The sequence below is a fragment of the Pseudidiomarina homiensis genome, from assembly GCF_003987225.1.
Classification (GTDB): Bacteria; Pseudomonadota; Gammaproteobacteria; order Enterobacterales; family Alteromonadaceae; genus Pseudidiomarina; species Pseudidiomarina homiensis.
In genome coordinates this window covers 1,664,433-1,684,340 of the sequence record NZ_PIPX01000001.1, presented here as the reverse complement: position 1 = coordinate 1,684,340, position 19,908 = coordinate 1,664,433, and the positions used below count along the sequence as shown (strand labels likewise).

Genomic DNA, 19,908 nt, shown 5'->3' with positions numbered 1-19,908 from the left:
CTTAAAGTTGATGATTTAAGCGTAGTCGGTGAAACCAAAAGAGTAAACGCTAATAAAGCGACCGCTTTAATAGGTTTTTTCGATACATATGGCGGCGCCAAGTTGAATTATTGCAGCGGCTGTTGGTGGACAGCCGTGTCGGTGTATTGCTGAAATGACACGGCCTTGCCATCTTCGAACTTCCAAACATGGGCGAAGGGTGCTTTAAAGCTTTTGCCGGTTGCCTTATAGACAGCGCTGTACTCGCCTAAAGCCACGACCGTTGAGCCTTCAGTGATGAACTCGTGCGGAACAGCGGTAAAATCATCCCACTCACCACCGATCTTCATAAATACGTTCTCAAGCACGGCATCTGACCCGACGAAAACACCGCCGTAGGGGCCGCCTTCGGCTTCAGTCCAACGAATGTTGGGTGCAAGCGCACCGAGAACCGAGGGAATGTCGCCTTTGGCAAAGTTGCGATAGACGTTTTGAACCAGATCGAGTGCAGTACTCATGAAAACCTCTTCAGGTAGTGAGTTGAGGTTTAAAGGTAGTTCAGTTCGTGTGATACGACAAACCAATGGTCGATCGGAATTTGCTATGTCGTTTCTGGCTTCATTTCTTGTACTATCTCAATTTCAACGAGCTGTTTAAGATAAGCAGGAGCGGCACCAATAAACTATTTAGAAAACTGGCAAACATAATGAAGCAACTCAAAGAAAACTACCAACGAGCAGCGAGCGCAGCAAAGCACTCGATTTTGCGCCATCCGACACGAACCATGGCCGAAACTTTAAGGACTTGTGCGGAACGTGCGGAAGCTTACGATAGCCCTGATGTTTATGGTTCTGGCGAAGTCATAGAGCAATTCGAGGCGCGTATTGCCAAGTTGTTGGGCAAGCCGGCAGCGGTGTTTCTGCCCAGTGGTACCTTGGCGCAACCGCTGGCGTTGCGGATTCATGCAGAAAAGAGTGGGCGCAAAGGTGTGGCGTTGCATCCGACCTCGCACTTGGTGTTGCATGAACAGGATGGCTATCAGCAGCTCTGGGGATTGCAAGGTCAGCAAGTAGGGCACACTGACAATGTATTAGCGGCCAGCGATCTGAGGGCAATAGACGACCCTTCGCAACTTGCGGCGCTGCTGCTCGAACTGCCCATGCGCGAAATTGGCGGACAACTCCCGAGCTGGGATGACCTGCAAGCGCAGGTGCAATGGGCACGCAAAAACAACATCGCAGTGCATCTTGATGGCGCGCGTTTGTGGCAGTGTGAACACTATTACCAGCGTAACTTTGCGGAAGTCTGTGCGCTCTTCGACAGCGTCTACGTCAGTCTTTACAAAGATCTCGGTGGCATTGCTGGCGCTGTCCTCGCTGGCTCAACAGAATTTGTCGCACAGGCGCGCGTTTGGTCAAGGCGTGCGGGTGGTAATTTAATTTCAATGTACCCCTATGTGCTGGCGGCCGCGCAGGGACTTGAAGAAAATCTTAGCGTGATGCCGAAAGCCGCAGCATTTGCACAAGAGCTAGCGCCGTTGTTTGCAAGTATTCCGGGCGTAAGCGTTAACCCTGAGCAGCCGCAGGCGGCCATGTTTCATTTGCATATTGATGCTGATGAGGCCGCGCTAATTGAAGTAGTGACGCGTTATGCAGAACAAGAGGGCGTTGTAGTTTTGCCGTTACCGCGAGCCCAACACAACGGCCGTTGCGTTTGTGAAATAACCCTCGGCCGCAATGCCTTACAACAATCGGCAAGTTTCTGGCACGAGCATCTACGTGCCTGTTTAACGACTATACTGAAGCAACGCTAACAAAAACGGAACGAAGCTGATGGGCAGACTCAACGCTAAAGTTATCATCATTACGGGTGCTGCCCGCGGTATTGGAGAGGGTGTTGCGCGCGCCTACCATACAGAGGGCGCAACGGTTATTTTGACCGACATTTTAGTGGATGAAATTAATGCACTTGCCAAAGAATTAGGCGAGCGGGCCTTCGCTTACGAACTTGATGTCAGTAAAGAAGGTCAATGGCAGGACTTGATGGGTTGGGTCGAAAGCAAATTCGGGCGCCTCAACGGACTGTTTAACAATGCGGGTATTACTGGCCTCGAAGCGGCTACAGGCCCTCACGATCCCGAAAACGTTTCATTGGAAGATTGGCACCGCGTGCATGCGGTCAACTTAGACGGCACTTTCTTGGGCTGTAAGCATGCGATTCAATTGATGCGTCGCACCCAAAGCGCTGGCAGCATCGTCAACATGTCATCACGCTCTGGACTAGTCGGTATTCCTGGAGCTGCAGCTTATGCCTCTTCAAAAGCGGCAATACGCAATCACACCAAAACCGTAGCGTTGTATTGCGCGCAGGAAGGGCTTCCGATCCGCTGCAACTCCATTCACCCCGCCGCTATTATGACGCCCATCTGGGAGCCCATGCTAGGTGAAGGCGCACAGCGCGAAGAAAACATTAAAAAAATCGTCGCCGACTGCCCCATGCACCGCTTTGGCGAAGTCAGCGAAGTGGCCGCCGTCTGCGTGCTGCTCGCCTCCGACGAAGCCAACTACATGAATGCTTCTGAAATTACAATTGATGGTGGCGTGCTCGCCGGTAGCTTTAATGCCAATGCGGGAGATTAACTGCAAAACTTCCTTTGTAATTTGCCGCTAAAACACGTAGATTACGCGCCTATTTTTTGGTCTGCCTTAGGGCAAGAAGAGAGTGCCTACGTGATTTCTGCTGCAAACGTCACCATGCAATTTGGTGCAAAACCTCTATTTGAAAACATTTCTGTAAAATTTGGCGAAGGGAACCGCTATGGTCTGATTGGCGCCAATGGCTGCGGTAAATCTACGTTTATGCGTATTTTGAGCGGCGAGCAAGAGCCTTCGGCGGGGAATATTTCGATTGAGCCTAATATGCGCGTCGGTAAATTGCGTCAGGACCAGTTTGCCTACGAGCAATACAGTGTGGTCGACACGGTGATCATGGGGCACGAAGAGTTGTGGCAAGTCAAAGCCGAGCGCGACCGCATTTACAGCCTGCCGGAAATGAGTGAGGAAGACGGGATGGCGGTTGCTGATCTAGAAGTCGCTTTTGCCGAAATGGATGGCTACACCGCAGAATCACGCGCCGGTGAACTGCTTTTAGGCGTAGGTATTCCGCTCGAAGCGCACTTCGGCTTGATGAGCGAGCTGGCGCCAGGCCTGAAACTGCGTGTTTTGCTAGCGCAGGTGCTGTTCTCTGAGCCAGACATCATGCTGCTCGACGAACCGACCAACAACTTGGACATCAACACCATTCGCTGGCTCGAAGGTGTGTTGAACGAGCGCCAAGCGACCATGATTATCATCTCGCACGACCGCCATTTCTTGAATAGCGTATGTACGCACATGGCCGACATCGATTACGGCGAGTTGCGCGTTTATCCGGGCAACTATGACCAGTACATGTTCGCGGCCACGCAGGCCCGCGAGCAACTGCTCAACGATAATGCTAAGAAGAAAGAAAAAATTGCTGAATTGCAGCAGTTTGTCAGCCGTTTCTCGGCCAATGCTTCAAAAGCCAAGCAGGCCACCTCACGTGCCAAGCAAATCGAGAAAATTCAACTGGCGGAAGTGAAAGCCTCAAGTCGCGTCAGTCCTTTCATTCGTTTTGAGCAAGAGAAAAAGCTGTATCGCTTAGCCCTCGAAATGGAAGGTGTGCATAAGAGCTTCGACGACCTGCAAGTGCTGAAAAACATCAGCGCCATGATCGAAGTCGGCGAGAAAGTAGCGATTATCGGTGCCAACGGTATCGGTAAAACGACCCTGCTTAAGTGTCTGGTCGACCAATATCAGCCTGACAGCGGCCTCATCAAATGGTCTGAGAACGTTAATATTGGCTATTACGCACAAGACCATGCTGATTGGTTTAAAGAAAAACTGACGGTCTTTGACTGGATGAGTCAGTGGAAGCAACCGCATCACGACGAACAAGCCGTGCGCGGTGTGCTAGGGCGCATGTTGTTCTCGCAAGACGACATCAAGAAGCCCGTCACCATTCTCTCGGGTGGCGAAAAAGGCCGTATGATCTTTGGCAAACTGATCATGCAGCGGCCCAACGTGCTGATCATGGACGAGCCGACCAATCACTTGGATATGGAGTCCATCGAAGCGTTGAATTTAGCCCTCGAGCACTACGACGGCACGCTAATTTTCGTCAGCCACGACCGTGAATTCGTATCGTCGTTGGCGTCGCGCATCATCGAACTGACCGACCAAGGCATGCGCGACTTCGCCGGCACGTACGACGAGTATCTTAAGCAGCAAAGCTAGGTTTTTAATCACGTTTTGTAATATGCTGGTCTGCATGTCCATTCATGAATTCAGATCAGCAAGGTTGATACCATGACGAAACGCGCACTTTTTTTCTCTTCGATGCTGCTAGCTACAGGGTTTGTCAGCCAAACGGCGCTGGCAGCTGAGCCTTCGCACCAGCTAACACTCAGTGAAGCCGACAAGCTCATCACGCTACCGCTGCACTGCGTTGAAACGCCTTACCCCTATAAAACCGGGATTACCCTAGGTAGTGCAGAAGATCTAAAAGAGCCGTCAGAGCACCATCCGATTTTTTATGGTTGCTTTGACTGGCACAGTGCCGCCCATGGCTATTGGTCGCTCGTGACCTTACTGCGCCAATTTCCAGATATGGAGCATGCCGCCGAGGCACGCGCAATTTTAGAGCGTAATATCACTGCCGAGAACGGTAAGCGTGAGGCGGAGTTTTTCAGTAAAGACATCAACAAATCTTTTGAGCGAACTTATGGTTGGGCCTGGCTACTCAAGCTATCGGATGAGTTAAAAGCGTGGGATGACCCGTTGGCTGAGCAACTCGCCGCGAATTTGCAGCCTTTGGTTGATGTGATCGTGCAACGCTACACCGAGTTTTTGCCAAAACTGGTGTACCCGGTGCGCGTGGGTGAGCACACCAACACGGCGTTTGGTTTAAGTTTTGCCTATGACTATGCGGTGAACCATGACTTAACCGAACTGCGGGATTTAATTGCACAGCGCGCCCGAGACTATTATATGGCGGACGAAAACTGCCCGATTGCGTGGGAACCCAGTGGCTACGATTTTATTTCACCGTGCCTTGAAGAAATTGGCTTGATGCAGCGAGTGTTGCCCGCCGACGAGTTTTTGCCATGGCTGCAAGCGTTTATGCCGCAGCTAGCCAACAAAGACTACAGCCTGGAAGTTGGCAAAGTGAGCGACCGTACCGATGGCAAGCTCGTGCACCTCGACGGCTTGAACTTTAGCCGTGCGTGGAATTTATACGCATTGGCCAACGCTTATCCGCAATACGCGCATTTAAGCGCAGTGGCCGATCAGCACATGACCTATTCGTACCCCAACTTACTTGGCGATAGCTACGAAGGTGGCCACTGGCTTGGCAGTTTTGCCATTCAGGCATTGAACCAAGCGCAGGATTAACCTGCGCTTTCCTCAGGGGTCGTTAATCGCCTGCTGATGGGCATGCCATCGACTCACCATATTTAGTGAGATAGGCCGTAAGCTTTTTGATTTTTTCACCGTCTAATTCGTATACATCACAAAAAGCGAAACGCTCAGAGCCGAGCTCGCAGCTAACCTCAAGATCACCGGTCAGCATTGCACGATTGCCGTCCAGTAAAAACTGATGATGGGTGATGGTCGCTTTGCCACCATCCCCGCAATCCATATTATTCAGCCAATCGGCGAAAGCTGCTTTGCCTTTGATAACGTCGTCGCTATTGGCCATACCGAAGCGAACGTCATCGGTAACGGCGTTTAAAATGACTTCGGTATCGAAGGTTGCCCATGCGTTGCTGAAGCGCCGTAACATTGTTTCGATAGTTTGCATGATCATTTTCCTCTTGTTGAATCATAGTGCGTCATGAAATTTCATAACGTATGAGTAAGTCGAACGAGGAAGGCTTAATTCGACGTCAGCAGTTCATTGAGTTGTTCGTGCAAGTAAGTGCGTTCTGAATCTTGTGGCGTCAAGGTCAGTGCACGGCGATAGCTTTGTTCGGCAGCCACGGTATCACCAAGCTGTCGCAGTAGGTCGGCATGAAAGACATGAAAAAATCGATAGTCGGACAAGGTTTGGCTGCAATTGAGCTCCTGAATCAGTTCTATCGCAGCTTGTGGGCCGGATAATTTACTTACGACAACAGCACGATTGAGCGCCACGACCGGGGACGGGTGTCGCTGTAGCAATAAATCATAAAACGCTAGTATTTCTCGCCAATCGGTCTGCGCATAACTTTTGACATCTGCATGTAAACCGGCGATCGCGGCTTGCAGGGTGAAACGACCAATATCAGCACGTGGTAGGATTTCACGAAGCAAGGTATCGGCCTCTTGAATTTGCGCAGGATCCCAAAGTTCGCGGTTTTGTGCTTCTAGAGTTAACAAGCGGCCATCATTACTCAGCCGTGCGTGGTGGCGAGAATGTTGAAACAGGAGTAACGCTAGGAGTCCTTGCGCTTCTGTATGTTGCACATAGCGTACAAGTTGTCGCGCCAAACGCAACGCCTCGTCCATTAATTTGCCATTGATCAGAGCGTCGCCACTCGAACAAAAGTAGCCTTCATTAAAAACCAAATAGATGACCTGTAAGACAGCATCCAGCCGCTCAGTCATCTGTGTTGTTTCAGGGATCTCAAATGGAATTCGTGCTTGTCGGATTTTCTTTTTGGCGCGAACAATACGCTGCGCCAAGGTACTTGTGGGTTGTAAGAACGCTTGTGCAATTTGCTCGGTGGTCATCCCACACACCTCGCGTAAGGTAAGTGCAATGCGAGCAGGTTCGGCAAGGGCGGGGTGGCAACAGGTAAAAATCAACCGTAACTGGTCATCTTCGATGGCTCGCGCATTGGGTGCGGCTGCTTCTTCCGTAAGATCGCCGAGCGTCGGTAATAATTCGCGAAAACGTTGATCCCGGCGAAGTTTGTCGATGGCCTTAAAACGTCCGGTGGAAATCAACCATGCTCGTGGTTGTTCAGGAATGCCATCGTTCCGCCATTGCGTGACGGCAGCCGAAAAAGCCTCTTGCAAGGCTTCTTCGGCCAGCTCAAAGTCACCAAGCAAGCGAATGAGGGTGGCCAGAATGCGCCTAGATTCCTGCTGATAAATCAGTGCAATCTGTTGCTCCGTACCTAGCCCTGGCATTTGTGTTAAACGTCTAGCTGGCGGACGGGACGCACCTCGATACAACCGACTCGCGCCGCTGGAATACCTTTTGCGTAGTCTATTGCTGCATCAAGGTTACTTGCTTCGATCATATAGAAGCCGACAAGTTGCTCTTTGGTTTCCGCGAAAGGACCATCGGTGATGGTCACTTTGTCACCGCGAGGGCGGATCGTGGTTGCTGTTTCCACCGACTGTAAAGCTTCACCCACTAAAAATGAGGCAGCGGCATCCGTGCGCTGCGTATAGGCAAAACATTCAGAATCTTCAGGGCTTTCCGGCAAGTTATGCAACTCAGCTTCATCGGCATACACTAAACATAAATATTTCATATAATGGCTCACTCTTCGGGAAAATCCGGCACGTCAGGTTCAACCAAGTTGGCAAGTTGTGCTAGCGATTCTTGCCAACCGGCATAACAGAACTCTACCGGAATTTCGGCAGGAATACCGGCTTGCTCAATTTTCAGTTCAGTACCGCAAGCGACAGGTCTGAAGGTCACTAGAACATCCATCACCTCGGCCATCGGGCCACTATCAAAACTATCTTTATGACGGATGCGTTGGTTCGGAACAATCTCCACGTACTTTACCGTAAACGAATGACTTGAACCGGTTGTGAAGTTATTGAACGACATGTTGTAGCCGCCACCTTCGCGCACGTCAATTTCATGAATAGTGCCCGTAAAGCCGTACGGAGGCGACCAATATTCCAGTGCGCTCTTGTCTGTAAAGGCGCGATAAACCCGTTCTACAGGGGCTTTCAGAATGCGATGTAGGTGTACAGTGCCCGTTGGTTTGCTCATGGGAATTCTCCTTTAATACGTTGTTCACTATAGTTATCGAACAACAAAAGGTGAATTCGACATTCGGTAACTGCCAATATGCACTTACATCGACTGAACTGAAGCAGTGCGCGTTAATTCGACCAATGAATCAGAATGATCTGCCAATTTAATGAATCAAGTTTTTTGGCTGTAACTGTCTCATTCATCGTTAAATCAATTGTCTTTTCGTTATAAGTTCCCGAGACTTTATAGCGCGAGGTAACGACGGCAATCTCGCCAGCGTTACGCGTCTCGCGTTCAAGCAATTCAAATGTCACATGCTGACTAAACTTGATGTCTGAAGGTAAATGGTGCGAGCGATATTCCGCTAGCGAGCGTTCGACGCCACTGCCTTCAAAAATCAGTACGTCTTTGGCGAGAATGTCGCTGATGACGTCAACTTTTCCGGCGGCCAATGCCGCGCGAAACTGATCGACTGCTTCGCTGGGATCTTGTTGTGCAGTCGCACTCATCGGTATCGCGATGAAGAGCATCAATGCGCCGATGAGACCTCGTCGAGTGTTCATATGGGTTGTTCCTAATTTAGTTGGGAGAAAATGCGCTGCTGAGTGCAGCAGCGATAGCTAAAATTGCAATGGCGAGTACGATTTCCCAAGTCACTGAAGTTTGCAGTCGCTTAGCTTTAGCAGGCGTTTTTAGCTGTGGTACGAACACCAGTTTATGCAGTGCTGCAAGAAGCAAAATCAATATCACTAAACTTAGTTTCGTTAAGAACACGATATCGTAAGAGCTAACAGGGGGGCTAGGTAGCCAATGACCACTGGCACTTCGATACAGGAGCGCGCCCGCCAATAGAAGGACAGGAACTGACCCGCTCATATGTGCGCCAAACTTCATCATAACGCTTTGCGCTTCAGCGATGGGTAAGGATGTCGCCAATTTGCGCAAGGGATAGAGGCTACCAAACCAAAACCAAGCGACCAAAAGGTGCGCGAGTAGCGCTAACTTACCCCACCATGCGGCGGTACTAGCGTGTCCCATGCTCAAGAAACTAATACTCAAGGCGCCTAGTGTCACCAAAAACGTTATGGTTTTTAGGTGTGAGGATTGGATTGCACAATAAATGAGCCAAGCCAAGACCCCCGCCATTTGGAGCTGGGTAAAGAGGCCGACTGGGCCAGCCCACATGAAGCGTATATAGTTGGTGTCGAACAATCCGGAAAGGCCTTCACCAGCAAAATTACCGACATTGATAAAGAAATAAAGCACACTCATTAGCAAGAGTGCTACTCCCAATACCAATCCCTTCTTATCGACTTTGGGGCGAGCAAGATCGGCCAAATAGTTAATATAGGGTGAAGCGATTAGAGTTGCATTCAGGACAAAGATAACAGTTAGGATAACAACACCGACTCCAGTCCAAACTGTCATTTGTTCACCGAAAAGCTAAAGTCACCTGTTAATTTGTGGCCGTCGCTACCCATGGCTGTCCAATAGATCGTATAGCTACCGGTAGGCAAATTAGCTTTGACAGGGACCGAAAATGCTGTTTGAGGAGTCATGCTCATTGCGTGGTCGAGCGGAAACATTGTGCCATCTTCAGCATGTAACTTTACTTTCGCAAGTCGAACTTCACCGGCAAAACGCAGCGAAATGACTTTCGGCGTCTCCGTGATAACTTCTTCAGCGGCTGGCTCGCTTGATATAAGACTAACGTGGGCGCTGGCATGGGCACTGAAAAGTAGGCTTACGCAAACTAAGATCTTCAATACGTTTTTCATCATCACTCCTAATTGGTGAGGCTGGCTATTCGCTATTTAGATTGACTTCTATCGCACAGACTTTTGCAAACTTAACATTTACAGACTAACGTCATTTATAGGTATGATACCTAAGAGGTGTTCAATGATGAATCACGAAATGTTTGCCGGTTTAGGTTTTCTTTGGCTGTTGTTGGTCTCGGCTATTATTGTTATTCCCCTATGGCGCATTTGTCAGCGTATTGGTTACGCGGGACCGCTGGGACTCTTAATACTGATTCCGTTCGTTAATATTGCGCTGATTTATTTCATCGCGTTTGGCCCTTGGAAACAGTCAGAAGACAAGAGTTAAATTGCGGCTGAGTTTTGTTGATAGCGATCAACTAAAGCTGGAATATTTGAGTAGATACTCCAATGAGGCTTCTATACGCTCATCAAACCCTCATCTATGAGATGACTTGAGAGCCGAACATGAAGATAGTGTTGATCAGCCCGTTTGCTAGGCATCGGCTCGGAGCATTGCGTTGTAATCGTGCTTACGGCAACCAGAGTTGCGTGGACTTAGGTTGCTATAGCAAATCAATCTAGCTTAGAAAGATTGGTTCGTTCATTAATTGTACGGGGCGGCCTATAGTGAGCGCAGTTACGCTAACGAGGAGCGCTTAATTATGGACGCTGCGACACTACCGATTATTTCTATGGCACAGCTTGATTCTGCCGAAGGCTTGGCTAAGTTGCGTCATGCCGCCAGTGAAGTCGGCTTTTTTTACTTGGTCGATCATGGTTTAGGAAGCGACGCGCAGCAAGACTACTTGGCGTTGAGCCAACAATTCTTTCAACTCTCGGCCGCAGAGAAGCAGCAGGTTGATATGATTCATTCGCCACATTTTCGTGGGTACAACGCCGTCGGCAATGAAATGACCGCAGGTCGGCTTGATGCGCGCGAACAGTTCGACTGGATGAATGAGGAGCGCGCGCTTGCGCCAGAACAGCTGCGCGCGCCATGGCAAAAGCTTATCGGCCCGAACTTATGGCCTGACGGCATGCCAGCACTTAAACCGGCGCTGTTGACGCTGCAAAGTAAGCTGAGCGACATTACAGTTAACGTGTTACAGAAGCTTGTTGAATCGCTGGGTGTCGACCGCAACGCACTTGATGCCACCATTGGTGAGCAGCCGTACACGCATGCCAAGCTCATCCGCTACCCAGCGCAGCAGTCGACGCAGCAGGGCGTTGGTGCCCACAAAGATCCGGGTTATCTAACTCTGGTGATGCAAGATTCACAAAGTGGGCTCAAGGTGGAGAGAGGTAACGATTGGGTCGATGTCGAACCCATCCCCGGGGCGTTGGTGGTGAATATCGGCGAACTGTTGGAGCTCGCATCGAATGGCTTCTTGAAAGCAACAAATCACAAAGTTGAGAGTCCAACGCAAGGCGTTGAGCGTTATTCGATTGCGTTCTTTATGGCGGCGCAATTGTCAGCGACCGTACCGGTGCTGTCATTACCGCCTGAACTAAAGGCGCGAGCAACAGGACCTTCGATAGATCCGAATAATCCGTTACTCACAGATGTCGGCAACAACGTGTTGAAAGGGCGCTTACGTTCGCACATGCACGTTACTCGCAAACATTATTGCGACGACCCTCTACGGGATTTGCTCGCGAAAAACTTTGCGTACATGCCAACAGCTGATATTTGCGACGAATGTCGCATTTAAAGGGGCGCTACAACGTAAACCGTGCATAAAGGGGGTTATGGTCGGACACCTTACTGGTATCGATCGCTGACGTTTCTTGCAGGGTAAGATCGCGATAGAAAATGAAATCGAGCGGGTGTTGCCGATAGGTTTTGATGAGGTGGGGGTCGGCCATAATCGCTTGCTTGAGGCCGACACTTTGACAAAATTGCAGCAAACTCAAGCGGCGTTGACGGCTCCACACGTTAAAATCACCAGCCACAATAAGTGGCCCCTTGTGTTCTAATAAATCTTCTTTAATGAGCTCTATTTCTTGGGAAAATTGGTTGGTACGAACAAAGTTGATCGCGTGGACATTGACGACTAAAAGTGAACCACCCTCTGCTAAAGCATGATAAGAAAGCATATAACTTTTGTGGGTAGCGAACAGACCTTCGCGCTTTCGGCTGAGTCGTGCTTGCGCCTCCCTAAAGGCAAACTGGCTCGCCGTGAGCACGCCATAAATAGAGCGACGTGTTTGTATATTCGGCGCAACAGCATAAGACCAATGGGGCAATAGCCAATTGTCTTTTGCACTCAGCTTCGCTTCTTGAAGTAATAAAAATAAACAAGGAAAGTCAGTTAAAACGCGTTCCAGAGTATGCTGAAACTCTGGTGTCTCGGTAAGCTTCTGAGTATTCCAGCACAACACACCAAACGCTTCACCATGGACAATAGGTTGTTCGTGTATGAACTGCTTAGGGCTCACTATTTTGGGTTTAAGCACACTTCCGCCTTGTTAATAATTCGCACGCTTTCTACGCCACTTATACCACTACCTCAGACACGAGTTGAGTGTGTCAGGTTCAATTCACAAGTTATGGCAGGCCACAATGTGTGATCTAATCTCAAAAATTGTACGTTCTGCTAAGCTGAATAAGTAGTCAGCATAGCCCAACACATTCTGGAGTGGCGTCGACATGAAAAAATTTACAGGTTTATTCTTGGCATTATGCATCGGTGGCATCGCCAATCAGTCAGCATTAGCGCAGGAAAAAGAAACCGCGTTGGTGCCGTTACCGTCGTTGGACGACTTCACGAAGGGCGAGAACGGCTGGGCCTTCGGACTAGGTGGCGGCATTGAATACGAGTCTGCCTACGAAGGTTCAGATGAGTTCGGTTTTGAAGTTGACCCTGCCGGTGCCGTGCAGTGGCGCAGCGGTGACAATATTTTCTACTTTGCCGGTGAAGCGTTGGGCTGGCGCGGTCTGCGTGCTGAAAATTGGCTATTTGAGGCTACGGTTGCCTTTGAAGAGGGTCGCGAAGAAGGTGACTCCGATGACGGTTACTTGGATGGCCTTGGCGATACCGAAGAAGGCACAGAGATCGTGTTGCAGGCACGCCGCGCCTTCGATGCCGATTGGCGCTACTGGTTAGATGGCCGTGTCATCACCGGTGATAACGGCAATATAGGTATTTTCGGCGTCGGCCGCCGCTTTGGCGAACAAAACGATGGCACCGGTTCTGAGCTGGCACTTGTTGCGGTCTATCATGACAGTGAACGCGCCAACCGAGATTTTGGCATCACCGCATCACAGGCAGCTGCATCGGGACTCGATGAAACCTATCTGGATAGTGGCCTGCGCTCATTTGGCCTGCACTACAACTATCGTCAGTATCTCAATGAGAACTGGTTGATTTACGTCGAAGGACTCTATGAGCGCTACAGTAGCGACGTTGAAGAAAGCCCAATCGTACGTAACAACTATGAAGCGGAGTTAGGCGTCGGCTTTATTTACATTTTCTAGATGCTTCGCTAAAGCGGCCACACGACCAGAAGCAGCGGCATAGAAACGGCGACGACGAGCACTTGAACAGGTAGACCCAGCTTCCAGTAGTCGCCGAATCGGAAGCCGCCGGGGCCCAAGATGAGCGTATTATTCTGATGCCCAATCGGTGTTAAAAACGCACAAGAAGCGCCAATGGCAACGGCCATCAGAAATGAATCGGGGTTGACGTCGAGTACGGATGAAATGCTGATGGCGATGGGGCACATGACCGCTGCGGTGGCGGCATTATTCATTAAGTCGGACAGGAACATCGTCACCAACAAAATAGCCAGCAAGCCAATGATGGCGTTGCCTTGCGCAACGCTGTCGACCAAGAAAGTGGCGATGAGCGCCGCGGTTCCCGTTGATTCCATTGCCCCGGCAACTGGAATTAAGGCTCCCAAAAGAACAATGACCGGCCAGTCGACTGCTTCGTAGACTTTGCGTAGCGATACCGTGCCCAATGCCATCGAGGCAAGTACACCTAGAGAGAATGACACAGCGGCTGGCAGCCACCCGAGTGCGGCGATGGCGATGGCGCAGAGCATGATTGAACTGGCTTGCCAAATCTTGGCGTTGCTTGGAATGCGGAGCTCGCGTTGCGCTAATGGCACGCAGCCGTTGTCGGCGGCAAACTCCGCAATAGCTTCAGGTGGACCTTGCATCAACAGCAAATCACCCGATTGAAAATTGATTGCGCGGAGCCGCTTCATCGAACGCTTACCCTCGCGCGAAAATGCGAGCAAATTAATGCCATATCGCGTGCGCAAAAGGATGTCTTTGGCGGAGTGTCCGACGAGTCGGGAGCTAGGTTGAACGACTAACTCAAATAGAGCGATCTCGCTTTTTTTGCTTTCTTCGCTGTCGCCGTCTTCTTTTTCGGATTTGGTGTGCTCGTTGGCGTCAGTCTCTTCTTCGTCATCTTCGACCGACTCTTCAAGCTTAAGACCCAGAATGGATAAGACATCCTTGAGCGCGTCGGCTTCCGCTTCGAGCATCAATATGTCGCCAGCATGAACGCGACGCCCAGGATTTGCAGCAATGATCTCGACTTCGTGTTGCACAATGCCGATTATTTGTGCATCGATATCTTTCAGTTCAGCCTCGATTTCATGTAACGCGAGGCCGTCAGCTTTGCTGTCGTCTTCGACCCGAACTTCGGTGATGTAAGCACCTGACTCAAAGCCTTCGAGTCCCGATTGTTTGCGTGCAGGCACGAATCGCCAGCCAATAACGGCGATAAAAATCACGCCTGCAGCCGCCACGGCAAGGCCAATCGGAGTGAAATCAAACATACCGAAACTACCTAAGCCTGCTTCTTCGCGAAAGCCGGACACAATGATGTTAGGTGGAGTTCCTACCAGCGTGGTCATGCCTCCTAGAATGGTGCCGAAGGCGAGCGGCATCAGCACTTGCCCCGCAGTCAGTTCGAGCCGTTGCGAAACATGCACGGCAACAGGCATTAACAACGCCATAGCGCCGACGTTATTCATAAAGCCCGAGAGCAGGGCACCTAAACCGATCAGGGCGCTAATGCTCGCGGTCGCGCCCGCATTAGCTGGCAAAGCGACGCGTGTTAGTGCATCAACCGCGCCTGAATTTTGTAGGCCTTGACTCAATATGAGCACACAGGCCACCGTGATGACGGCTGGATGACCAAAGCCGTTGAACGCTGCCGTACCATCGACGAGCCCAGCAATAACACAAGCTAAAAGCGCCGCCAAAGCAACCATGTCGTGCCGCCAACGACCGAGCAAAAACATCACCACGGTTGCCAGCAGAATGCCGATAATAAGCCACTGATCTAACGTCATAAGTCTATGACTACCTCGGGTTCATAAGGAAATGGCGCACCCGACAGGAGTCGAACCTGTGACCTCTGCCTCCGGAGGGCAGTCACGGGTTCGGTGGTAAATCGTTAAAGCTAGGCGTAGCAAGGGATTAAACGGTGTTTTGACTTTCTGTGTTGCGTCGAAATCGACACTTTTGAGACCGTTTAATGACAAAATTGGTCACAGGATACCGACTCTGAAATTTCAATTTTTGACCTTTGCCTCGCGACAAAAAAATTCTGAACCTTCCGAAAAACCTGAGTTTTTAGGTGGAAAAAATTCCACCTTTTTGGCTTGGTTTTAGGCCAGAAGGAACAGGAAATATTTAGTCGGGTGACAATTTATCTAAATCCTCGATAGGCTTTGGGGTTTGAAATTTAATAAAAATTAGCACCATTAGTACTGACATAATTGAAAACATAAACCAACCTGTAGTTTGAAATGATTAACAGGTTGGTACCATGAGTGCGGATATATCATCAAAATTAAACCGGCTGCTGAGCTCCCAACCATTGGGCGTCGTGCTCTGTTCATCTTGGCTTGTTGAAAATGGCTACAGCCTCGACTTGCAGCAACGCTATAAAAAAAGCCAGTGGTTTGAGAGCATCGGGGCGGGTGCATTAATACGCTATGGCGACAAAAGTGAAACGCTTATTTCTTTATCTGGCCGAGAAAGCAAATCACGACTGGGTGCAATATCTTGATTTAAGCCGTGTAAACCTAGGCTCGGGTAAGCGTGCGATAGTAGCCAACGGTGTTTACATCCCGAAATACCAAATCACTGTACCAAAGGAACTGGAGTCAATGGAATGAACGAAGCTTATAAAAGACAGGTAAAGCTGCTACTCGATGTGTTGCCGGAAATTGCGAAAGAGGTTTACTGATGAAATCAAACGGGGCTTGTTATTCGCGCTGATTAGTAGCAATCGACCAACACATGAAATGCTTGCCCTCAACTTACTTGACCAAAGGGCAGCTTTTGAGAACCGGTTTGAAGGCATGAGTAATGTTGTATTTAATTATACTGATTTTGAAGCAACACGAAACAAGCTGATAAAGACGATACGTCGGAGTTTGAACGAGGCGGATAAGCAATTTCTGCTTAGTTTTAACGGCTTAGAACCGGACTGGTCTGTTTATGATTATCATCAATTTCCATCGGTAAAATGGAAGTTGATGAATTTGGCGAAGTTTAAAAGAGAGAGCCCAGAGGTTTATCAACTACAGATGGAAAAGCTTGCCGCCTTGTTAGTGAGTTGAGCATTCTATTTATGACTGCGCTGATTTTTCGGGGGGATTACAGTAGCGGTTATTTTAGTTATGATGCGCTTGGCAACATCATCAGTAAGACCGTAGGGAACGAAAATATCAATTATCACTACAATAGCTCCAATCGATTGGCTAGTGTGTCGGGTGCAGTTTCGCGAACCTTTAGCTATGACAGCCGTGGCAGTGTGACTTCAAATGGAACGCGTAGTTTTAACTATAATCGGGCTAACCGTTTAATCAGCTCTGATGGTATCACCTATCAATATGATGGTCATGGTCGACGCGTGTCGAAAACCTCGGGTGGAATTAAGACCTACAGCCTGTATAACCAACAGGGGACGTTACTGGCGACCTACAGGAATGGCAATTACATTGAGTATTACCATTTAGGCTCGCAACTGGTAGCGCGCTATAACGATGCGCCACAGCAGTCGGATGGTCTCGGCTACACAGGTCATTTGGAAGACGATGACCTTGAGCTGACGTATATGCAGGCACGATACTATGATCCAGTTATCGGTCGTTTTTACAGTAACGATCCTATTGGATTCCGCGATGGGCATAGCTTTAACCGCTATACCTACGCGAACAATAATCCTTATAAGTACATTGATCTGCTCCTTATTTGACATTCGTTTAAATGACGTTAAACTAAAATTTATTAACTTGCAAAAAAGCAGGGTGCTCGTGCACATTCGAATTCTGTTAGTAATGGCAGTGTTATTAGTGTCGATGTCGTTTTCGCAAACGGCAGATGCTCACGCATGCCATGATGACGGGCAAATGCAGCACAGCATGGTGCAGAAAGCGGACGCAAGTGATTGTGAGCATGAAGAGCAAAAGCACAATTCGTGCTGTGCTGACATGACCATTCGACATTGCTCCGGTGGCTCAGTTTTGTTTGTCGGACAGTCTCCCTCGTTTAATGCCGCTGCAGTTGATTTCTCTACTAAAGTCGACGCACCCGTTGACACCTTCATTCGTGCTAAACACGCGTCTAATTTATTCCGCCCCCCAATAATTATCGCTTAATAAGTTACTAAAAATTTAGCACACGCTCGGCGTGTTCCTTTAAAACTTATTTGTCGGTGAATAATTATGTCTATCAAACGCAATATCGCTGTTTTAGCGATGCTGTTTTCCGTGCCTGTGTCTGCAACTGGTTCAGAGGAGCGGAAGCTAACCGTTCTAAAAGATCCGAACTGCGGTTGTTGTGAACAGTGGTTACGAGCTTTACCGGATAGCTTTAGTGTGTCTGTACAACATCCGGACAACCTGACTCAACGAAAACGTGATGCCGGTATTAGTGCGGAGGCTCAATCCTGTCACACCGCTATTTCCGATAATGGCTATGTCTTTGAGGGGCACGTTCCTCCTACATTGGTTTCTCATTATTTAGCTGGGAAGAAGTCAGCCAATGGCATTGGCCTAACCGTCCCTGGCATGCCTGTCGGTTCTGTTGGCATGGAGATGGGAACTCGGTTTCAGCCTTATACAGTCTATGAAATCAAAAAAGATGGCTCAGTGACACCTTATCAGCAGATAGCAAGTTTAGAGCAGCAGCAAGCACTTTCAAATGGAGGGCTTTAGATATGGGTTTTGGCGGCTTGAGTATGGTTCAGCTAGGAATTTTACTAGTTATTGTCATCCTTCTTTTTGGTAGCAAAAAGCTACGAACCCTGGGCTCCGATCTTGGTAGTGCGATTAAAGGGTTTAAATCATCGGTTTCTGATGAGCCGTCTGGTAAGGAACAGGACGTTCAACGTTATCAAAATTTAACCTCAAAAGAGGCGCGTCATAATGAGCAATGAGTTTAACAAAGGGCGTCGAAAGTTTATTAAATCTGCATTCACTATGGCGTCTGCTTTAGCAATCGCCAAAGTAGCGCCAACTTGGGCTGCTCCTCAGGGACGCAGTTTTAAAGATCAGATCCTGACAAACGATGAGATTGATCTCACCATTGCAAAGTCCCCACTGCTCGTGGGAAATAAAGTAGGAACACCAATAACCATCAATGGCCAAATGCCGGGCCCTTTGATTCGTTTAAAAGAAGGGCAGCGAGCAAAGCTAAATGTGACTAACCGGTTGTCGGAAGACACGTCAATTCACTGGCACGGAATTATATTGCCGGAGAATATGGATGGCGTGCCTGGCGTATCTTTCGAAGGGATAAAGCCAGGACGAACGTTCAAATACCGCTACGATGTCGAGCAAAACGGAACTTATTGGTATCACAGCCATTCCGGTTTGCAGGAGCAATTGGGACACCTGGGGCCGTTAGTGATTGAACCGAAAGACGGAGACATTGGTGCAGATCGAGAACATACCATTATTCTCAGCGACTGGACATTCGAAGATCCGGATACCGTGTTTCGTAACTTGAAAGTTGCGGAGGGGTACTATAACTATCAAAAACGTACGATATTTGAGACCTTCGAGGACGTGCGCCAGCATGGGTTAGAGAAAACCTGGAAGCAAAGAGAAATGTGGGGACAAATGCGGATGAGTCCTCGCGATATCGCTGATGTGACAGGGAGTACATACACCTACCTGATGAATGGTCGCGATTCAGCAATGAACTGGTCAGCATTATTTAAACCAGGTGAGAAAGTGCGACTTCGTATTATCAACGGCTCTGCGATGAGCTATTTCGATGTACGTATTCCTGGTCTAGAGATGACTGTAGTGGCGGCAGATGGTCAACCGGTGAAGCCTGTGTCTATTGATGAGTTTCGTATCGGAGTGGCTGAAACCTATGATGTCATTGTTCAGCCAAAGCATAACAAGGCTTATACGATTTTTGCGGAGAGCTTTGACCGTAGTGGCTATGTCAGAGGCACATTAACACCAGAAATTGGCCTTGAAGCAGAAGTTCCTGAGTTACGCGCGGTGCCTGAACGTGGTATGGCCGCGATGGGAATGGGGGCCATGGCGATGTCAGGAAATAAGGAAGAGAAAGGTATGATGAATATGAGCGGCACAGACGGTCATATGAATCATGAAATGATGCATAAAAAAGAGCTTCCTGTGGAAAACATTAAAATTGAGCACAGTGAAGGTGGTCACGGAGCTGCTGCCGCCATGATAGCTATGAATCCGACCAGTCGTCTCCATGAACCGGGCATAGGTTTGGATAATGTTGACCATAGAGTCTTAGTGTATAGCGATCTTATTGGCGCCCAAGAATGGCCAGATAAGCGGGAACCAGAGCGCCAGATTGAACTGCATTTGACCGGTAATATGGAACGGTATATGTGGTCGTTTGACGGGAAGAACTACACCGAAGTTGACGGCCCTGTGCAGTTCCGTCACGGCGAGCGCTTAAGGTTGGTGATGGTTAATGACACCATGATGGATCATCCAATCCACTTACACGGTATGTGGATGGAACTTGAAAATGGACAGTATCCTCGTCCTCGTAAGCACACCATTAGTTTAAAACCAAGCGAGAAAGTATCACTACTGATATCCGCTGATGCACCGGGAAGCTGGGCATTTCATTGTCATCTGCTTTATCACATGAAAGCGGGCATGTTTCGTGTGGTAAATGTGGCATAAGGAG

General features: G+C 49.1%; 25 protein-coding genes. 15 read left to right on the top strand and 10 right to left on the bottom strand.

The genetic code is table 11. The features are described 5' to 3' along the window. Positions 1-107: 107 nt before the first annotated feature. On the bottom strand, positions 108-497 hold the full coding sequence (locus CWI70_RS08040) for a nuclear transport factor 2 family protein (RefSeq protein ID WP_126772099.1): 390 nt from the start codon (positions 495-497) through the stop codon (positions 108-110). 188 nt (positions 498-685) lie between these two features. On the opposite strand from CWI70_RS08040, the gene CWI70_RS08035 reads away from it, so the two are divergent. The 4 genes from CWI70_RS08035 to CWI70_RS08020 all read left to right on the top strand — a co-directional run bounded on the left by CWI70_RS08035 (position 686) and on the right by CWI70_RS08020 (position 5,453). Further along, a complete protein-coding gene (locus tag CWI70_RS08035) occupies positions 686-1,792 on the top strand; it encodes a threonine aldolase family protein (RefSeq protein WP_126772097.1) in 1,107 nt (368 codons plus the stop codon). Between the two features lie 19 nt (positions 1,793-1,811). Next, on the top strand, positions 1,812-2,618 hold the full coding sequence (locus CWI70_RS08030; protein WP_126772095.1) for an SDR family oxidoreductase: 807 nt from the start codon (positions 1,812-1,814) through the stop codon (positions 2,616-2,618). 90 nt (positions 2,619-2,708) lie between these two features. Then, positions 2,709-4,295: an ABC-F family ATPase gene (locus CWI70_RS08025; protein ID WP_126772093.1), complete on the top strand. Its 1,587-nt coding sequence runs from the start codon at positions 2,709-2,711 to the stop codon at positions 4,293-4,295. 72 nt (positions 4,296-4,367) lie between these two features. After that, on the top strand, positions 4,368-5,453 hold the full coding sequence (locus CWI70_RS08020) for a DUF2891 domain-containing protein (RefSeq protein ID WP_126772091.1): 1,086 nt from the start codon (positions 4,368-4,370) through the stop codon (positions 5,451-5,453). Between the two features lie 22 nt (positions 5,454-5,475). Here the strand turns inward: CWI70_RS08020 and CWI70_RS08015 are convergent, their stop codons facing one another. From CWI70_RS08015 to CWI70_RS07985, 7 genes are all read right to left on the bottom strand, one after another. Further along, complete coding sequence (locus CWI70_RS08015; RefSeq protein ID WP_157980885.1) at positions 5,476-5,862, bottom strand: nuclear transport factor 2 family protein; 387 nt, start codon at positions 5,860-5,862, stop codon at positions 5,476-5,478. A 74-nt stretch (positions 5,863-5,936) separates the two neighbouring features. Further along, positions 5,937-7,175 carry an RNA polymerase sigma factor gene (locus CWI70_RS08010; RefSeq protein ID WP_126772087.1) on the bottom strand — a complete coding sequence of 413 codons (1,239 nt, stop codon included), beginning with the start codon at positions 7,173-7,175 and terminating at the stop codon, positions 5,937-5,939. A gap of 5 nt (positions 7,176-7,180) precedes the next feature. After that, entirely contained in the window at positions 7,181-7,525 is a 345-nt protein-coding gene (locus CWI70_RS08005; RefSeq protein ID WP_126772085.1) for a YciI family protein, read from the bottom strand. A gap of 8 nt (positions 7,526-7,533) precedes the next feature. Beyond that, the gene (locus CWI70_RS08000; protein ID WP_126772083.1) at positions 7,534-7,998 is read right to left on the bottom strand and encodes an SRPBCC family protein; all 465 of its coding nucleotides are present in this window, start codon (positions 7,996-7,998) and stop codon (positions 7,534-7,536) included. A 113-nt stretch (positions 7,999-8,111) separates the two neighbouring features. Beyond that, a complete protein-coding gene (locus CWI70_RS07995) occupies positions 8,112-8,546 on the bottom strand; it encodes a YybH family protein (RefSeq protein WP_126772081.1) in 435 nt (144 codons plus the stop codon). Between the two features lie 16 nt (positions 8,547-8,562). Further along, positions 8,563-9,411 carry a CopD family protein gene (locus CWI70_RS07990; protein WP_126772079.1) on the bottom strand — a complete coding sequence of 283 codons (849 nt, stop codon included), beginning with the start codon at positions 9,409-9,411 and terminating at the stop codon, positions 8,563-8,565. After that, the gene (locus CWI70_RS07985) at positions 9,408-9,761 is read right to left on the bottom strand and encodes a copper resistance CopC family protein (RefSeq protein WP_126772077.1); all 354 of its coding nucleotides are present in this window, start codon (positions 9,759-9,761) and stop codon (positions 9,408-9,410) included. Before CWI70_RS07985 ends, CWI70_RS07990 begins: the two co-directional genes overlap by 4 nt. Before the next feature lie 124 nt (positions 9,762-9,885). Between CWI70_RS07985 and CWI70_RS07980 the strand changes: the two genes are divergently transcribed. Beyond that, positions 9,886-10,092 (top strand): hypothetical protein, encoded by a 207-nt coding sequence (locus CWI70_RS07980; RefSeq protein WP_126772075.1) that lies wholly within the window; start codon positions 9,886-9,888, stop codon positions 10,090-10,092. Positions 10,093-10,408: 316 nt separating this feature from the next. Beyond that, entirely contained in the window at positions 10,409-11,458 is a 1,050-nt protein-coding gene (locus tag CWI70_RS07975) for an isopenicillin N synthase family dioxygenase (RefSeq protein WP_126772073.1), read from the top strand. 7 nt (positions 11,459-11,465) lie between these two features. Here CWI70_RS07975 and CWI70_RS07970 read toward each other — a convergent pair whose 3' ends face one another. After that, a complete protein-coding gene (locus CWI70_RS07970) occupies positions 11,466-12,203 on the bottom strand; it encodes an endonuclease/exonuclease/phosphatase family protein (RefSeq protein WP_126772072.1) in 738 nt (245 codons plus the stop codon). Positions 12,204-12,396: 193 nt separating this feature from the next. Between CWI70_RS07970 and CWI70_RS07965 the strand changes: the two genes are divergently transcribed. Then, positions 12,397-13,224: a MipA/OmpV family protein gene (locus tag CWI70_RS07965; protein WP_126772070.1), complete on the top strand. Its 828-nt coding sequence runs from the start codon at positions 12,397-12,399 to the stop codon at positions 13,222-13,224. Between the two features lie 8 nt (positions 13,225-13,232). Here CWI70_RS07965 and CWI70_RS07960 read toward each other — a convergent pair whose 3' ends face one another. Next, complete coding sequence (locus tag CWI70_RS07960) at positions 13,233-15,059, bottom strand: SLC13 family permease (protein WP_126772068.1); 1,827 nt, start codon at positions 15,057-15,059, stop codon at positions 13,233-13,235. A gap of 479 nt (positions 15,060-15,538) precedes the next feature. Here CWI70_RS07960 and CWI70_RS07955 point away from each other — a divergent pair, with 479 nt between their 5' ends. The 8 genes from CWI70_RS07955 to CWI70_RS07925 all read left to right on the top strand — a co-directional run bounded on the left by CWI70_RS07955 (position 15,539) and on the right by CWI70_RS07925 (position 19,904). Then, positions 15,539-15,781, top strand: a complete 243-nt coding sequence (locus CWI70_RS07955; protein WP_241967844.1) for an AbiEi antitoxin N-terminal domain-containing protein — start codon at positions 15,539-15,541, stop codon at positions 15,779-15,781. Next, positions 15,708-15,890, top strand: a complete 183-nt coding sequence (locus CWI70_RS12540) for a type IV toxin-antitoxin system AbiEi family antitoxin domain-containing protein (protein ID WP_420849348.1) — start codon at positions 15,708-15,710, stop codon at positions 15,888-15,890. The genes CWI70_RS07955 and CWI70_RS12540 overlap by 74 nt, the downstream gene beginning before the upstream one ends. A gap of 51 nt (positions 15,891-15,941) precedes the next feature. Further along, entirely contained in the window at positions 15,942-16,337 is a 396-nt protein-coding gene (locus CWI70_RS07950) for a hypothetical protein (protein ID WP_126772066.1), read from the top strand. An 11-nt stretch (positions 16,338-16,348) separates the two neighbouring features. Next, positions 16,349-16,975, top strand: coding sequence for an RHS repeat-associated core domain-containing protein (locus CWI70_RS12480; protein ID WP_241967843.1), 627 nt, complete (start codon positions 16,349-16,351; stop codon positions 16,973-16,975). Between the two features lie 58 nt (positions 16,976-17,033). Further along, positions 17,034-17,378, top strand: a complete 345-nt coding sequence (locus CWI70_RS07940; protein ID WP_126772065.1) for a hypothetical protein — start codon at positions 17,034-17,036, stop codon at positions 17,376-17,378. A gap of 66 nt (positions 17,379-17,444) precedes the next feature. Continuing rightward, positions 17,445-17,936, top strand: a complete 492-nt coding sequence (locus CWI70_RS07935) for a DUF411 domain-containing protein (protein ID WP_126772063.1) — start codon at positions 17,445-17,447, stop codon at positions 17,934-17,936. A 2-nt stretch (positions 17,937-17,938) separates the two neighbouring features. Further along, positions 17,939-18,157 carry a twin-arginine translocase TatA/TatE family subunit gene (tatA, locus tag CWI70_RS07930; RefSeq protein WP_126772061.1) on the top strand — a complete coding sequence of 73 codons (219 nt, stop codon included), beginning with the start codon at positions 17,939-17,941 and terminating at the stop codon, positions 18,155-18,157. After that, positions 18,147-19,904, top strand: a complete 1,758-nt coding sequence (locus CWI70_RS07925) for a copper resistance system multicopper oxidase (protein WP_126772059.1) — start codon at positions 18,147-18,149, stop codon at positions 19,902-19,904. The genes tatA and CWI70_RS07925 overlap by 11 nt, the downstream gene beginning before the upstream one ends. The last annotated feature ends 4 nt before the right edge of the window (positions 19,905-19,908 follow it).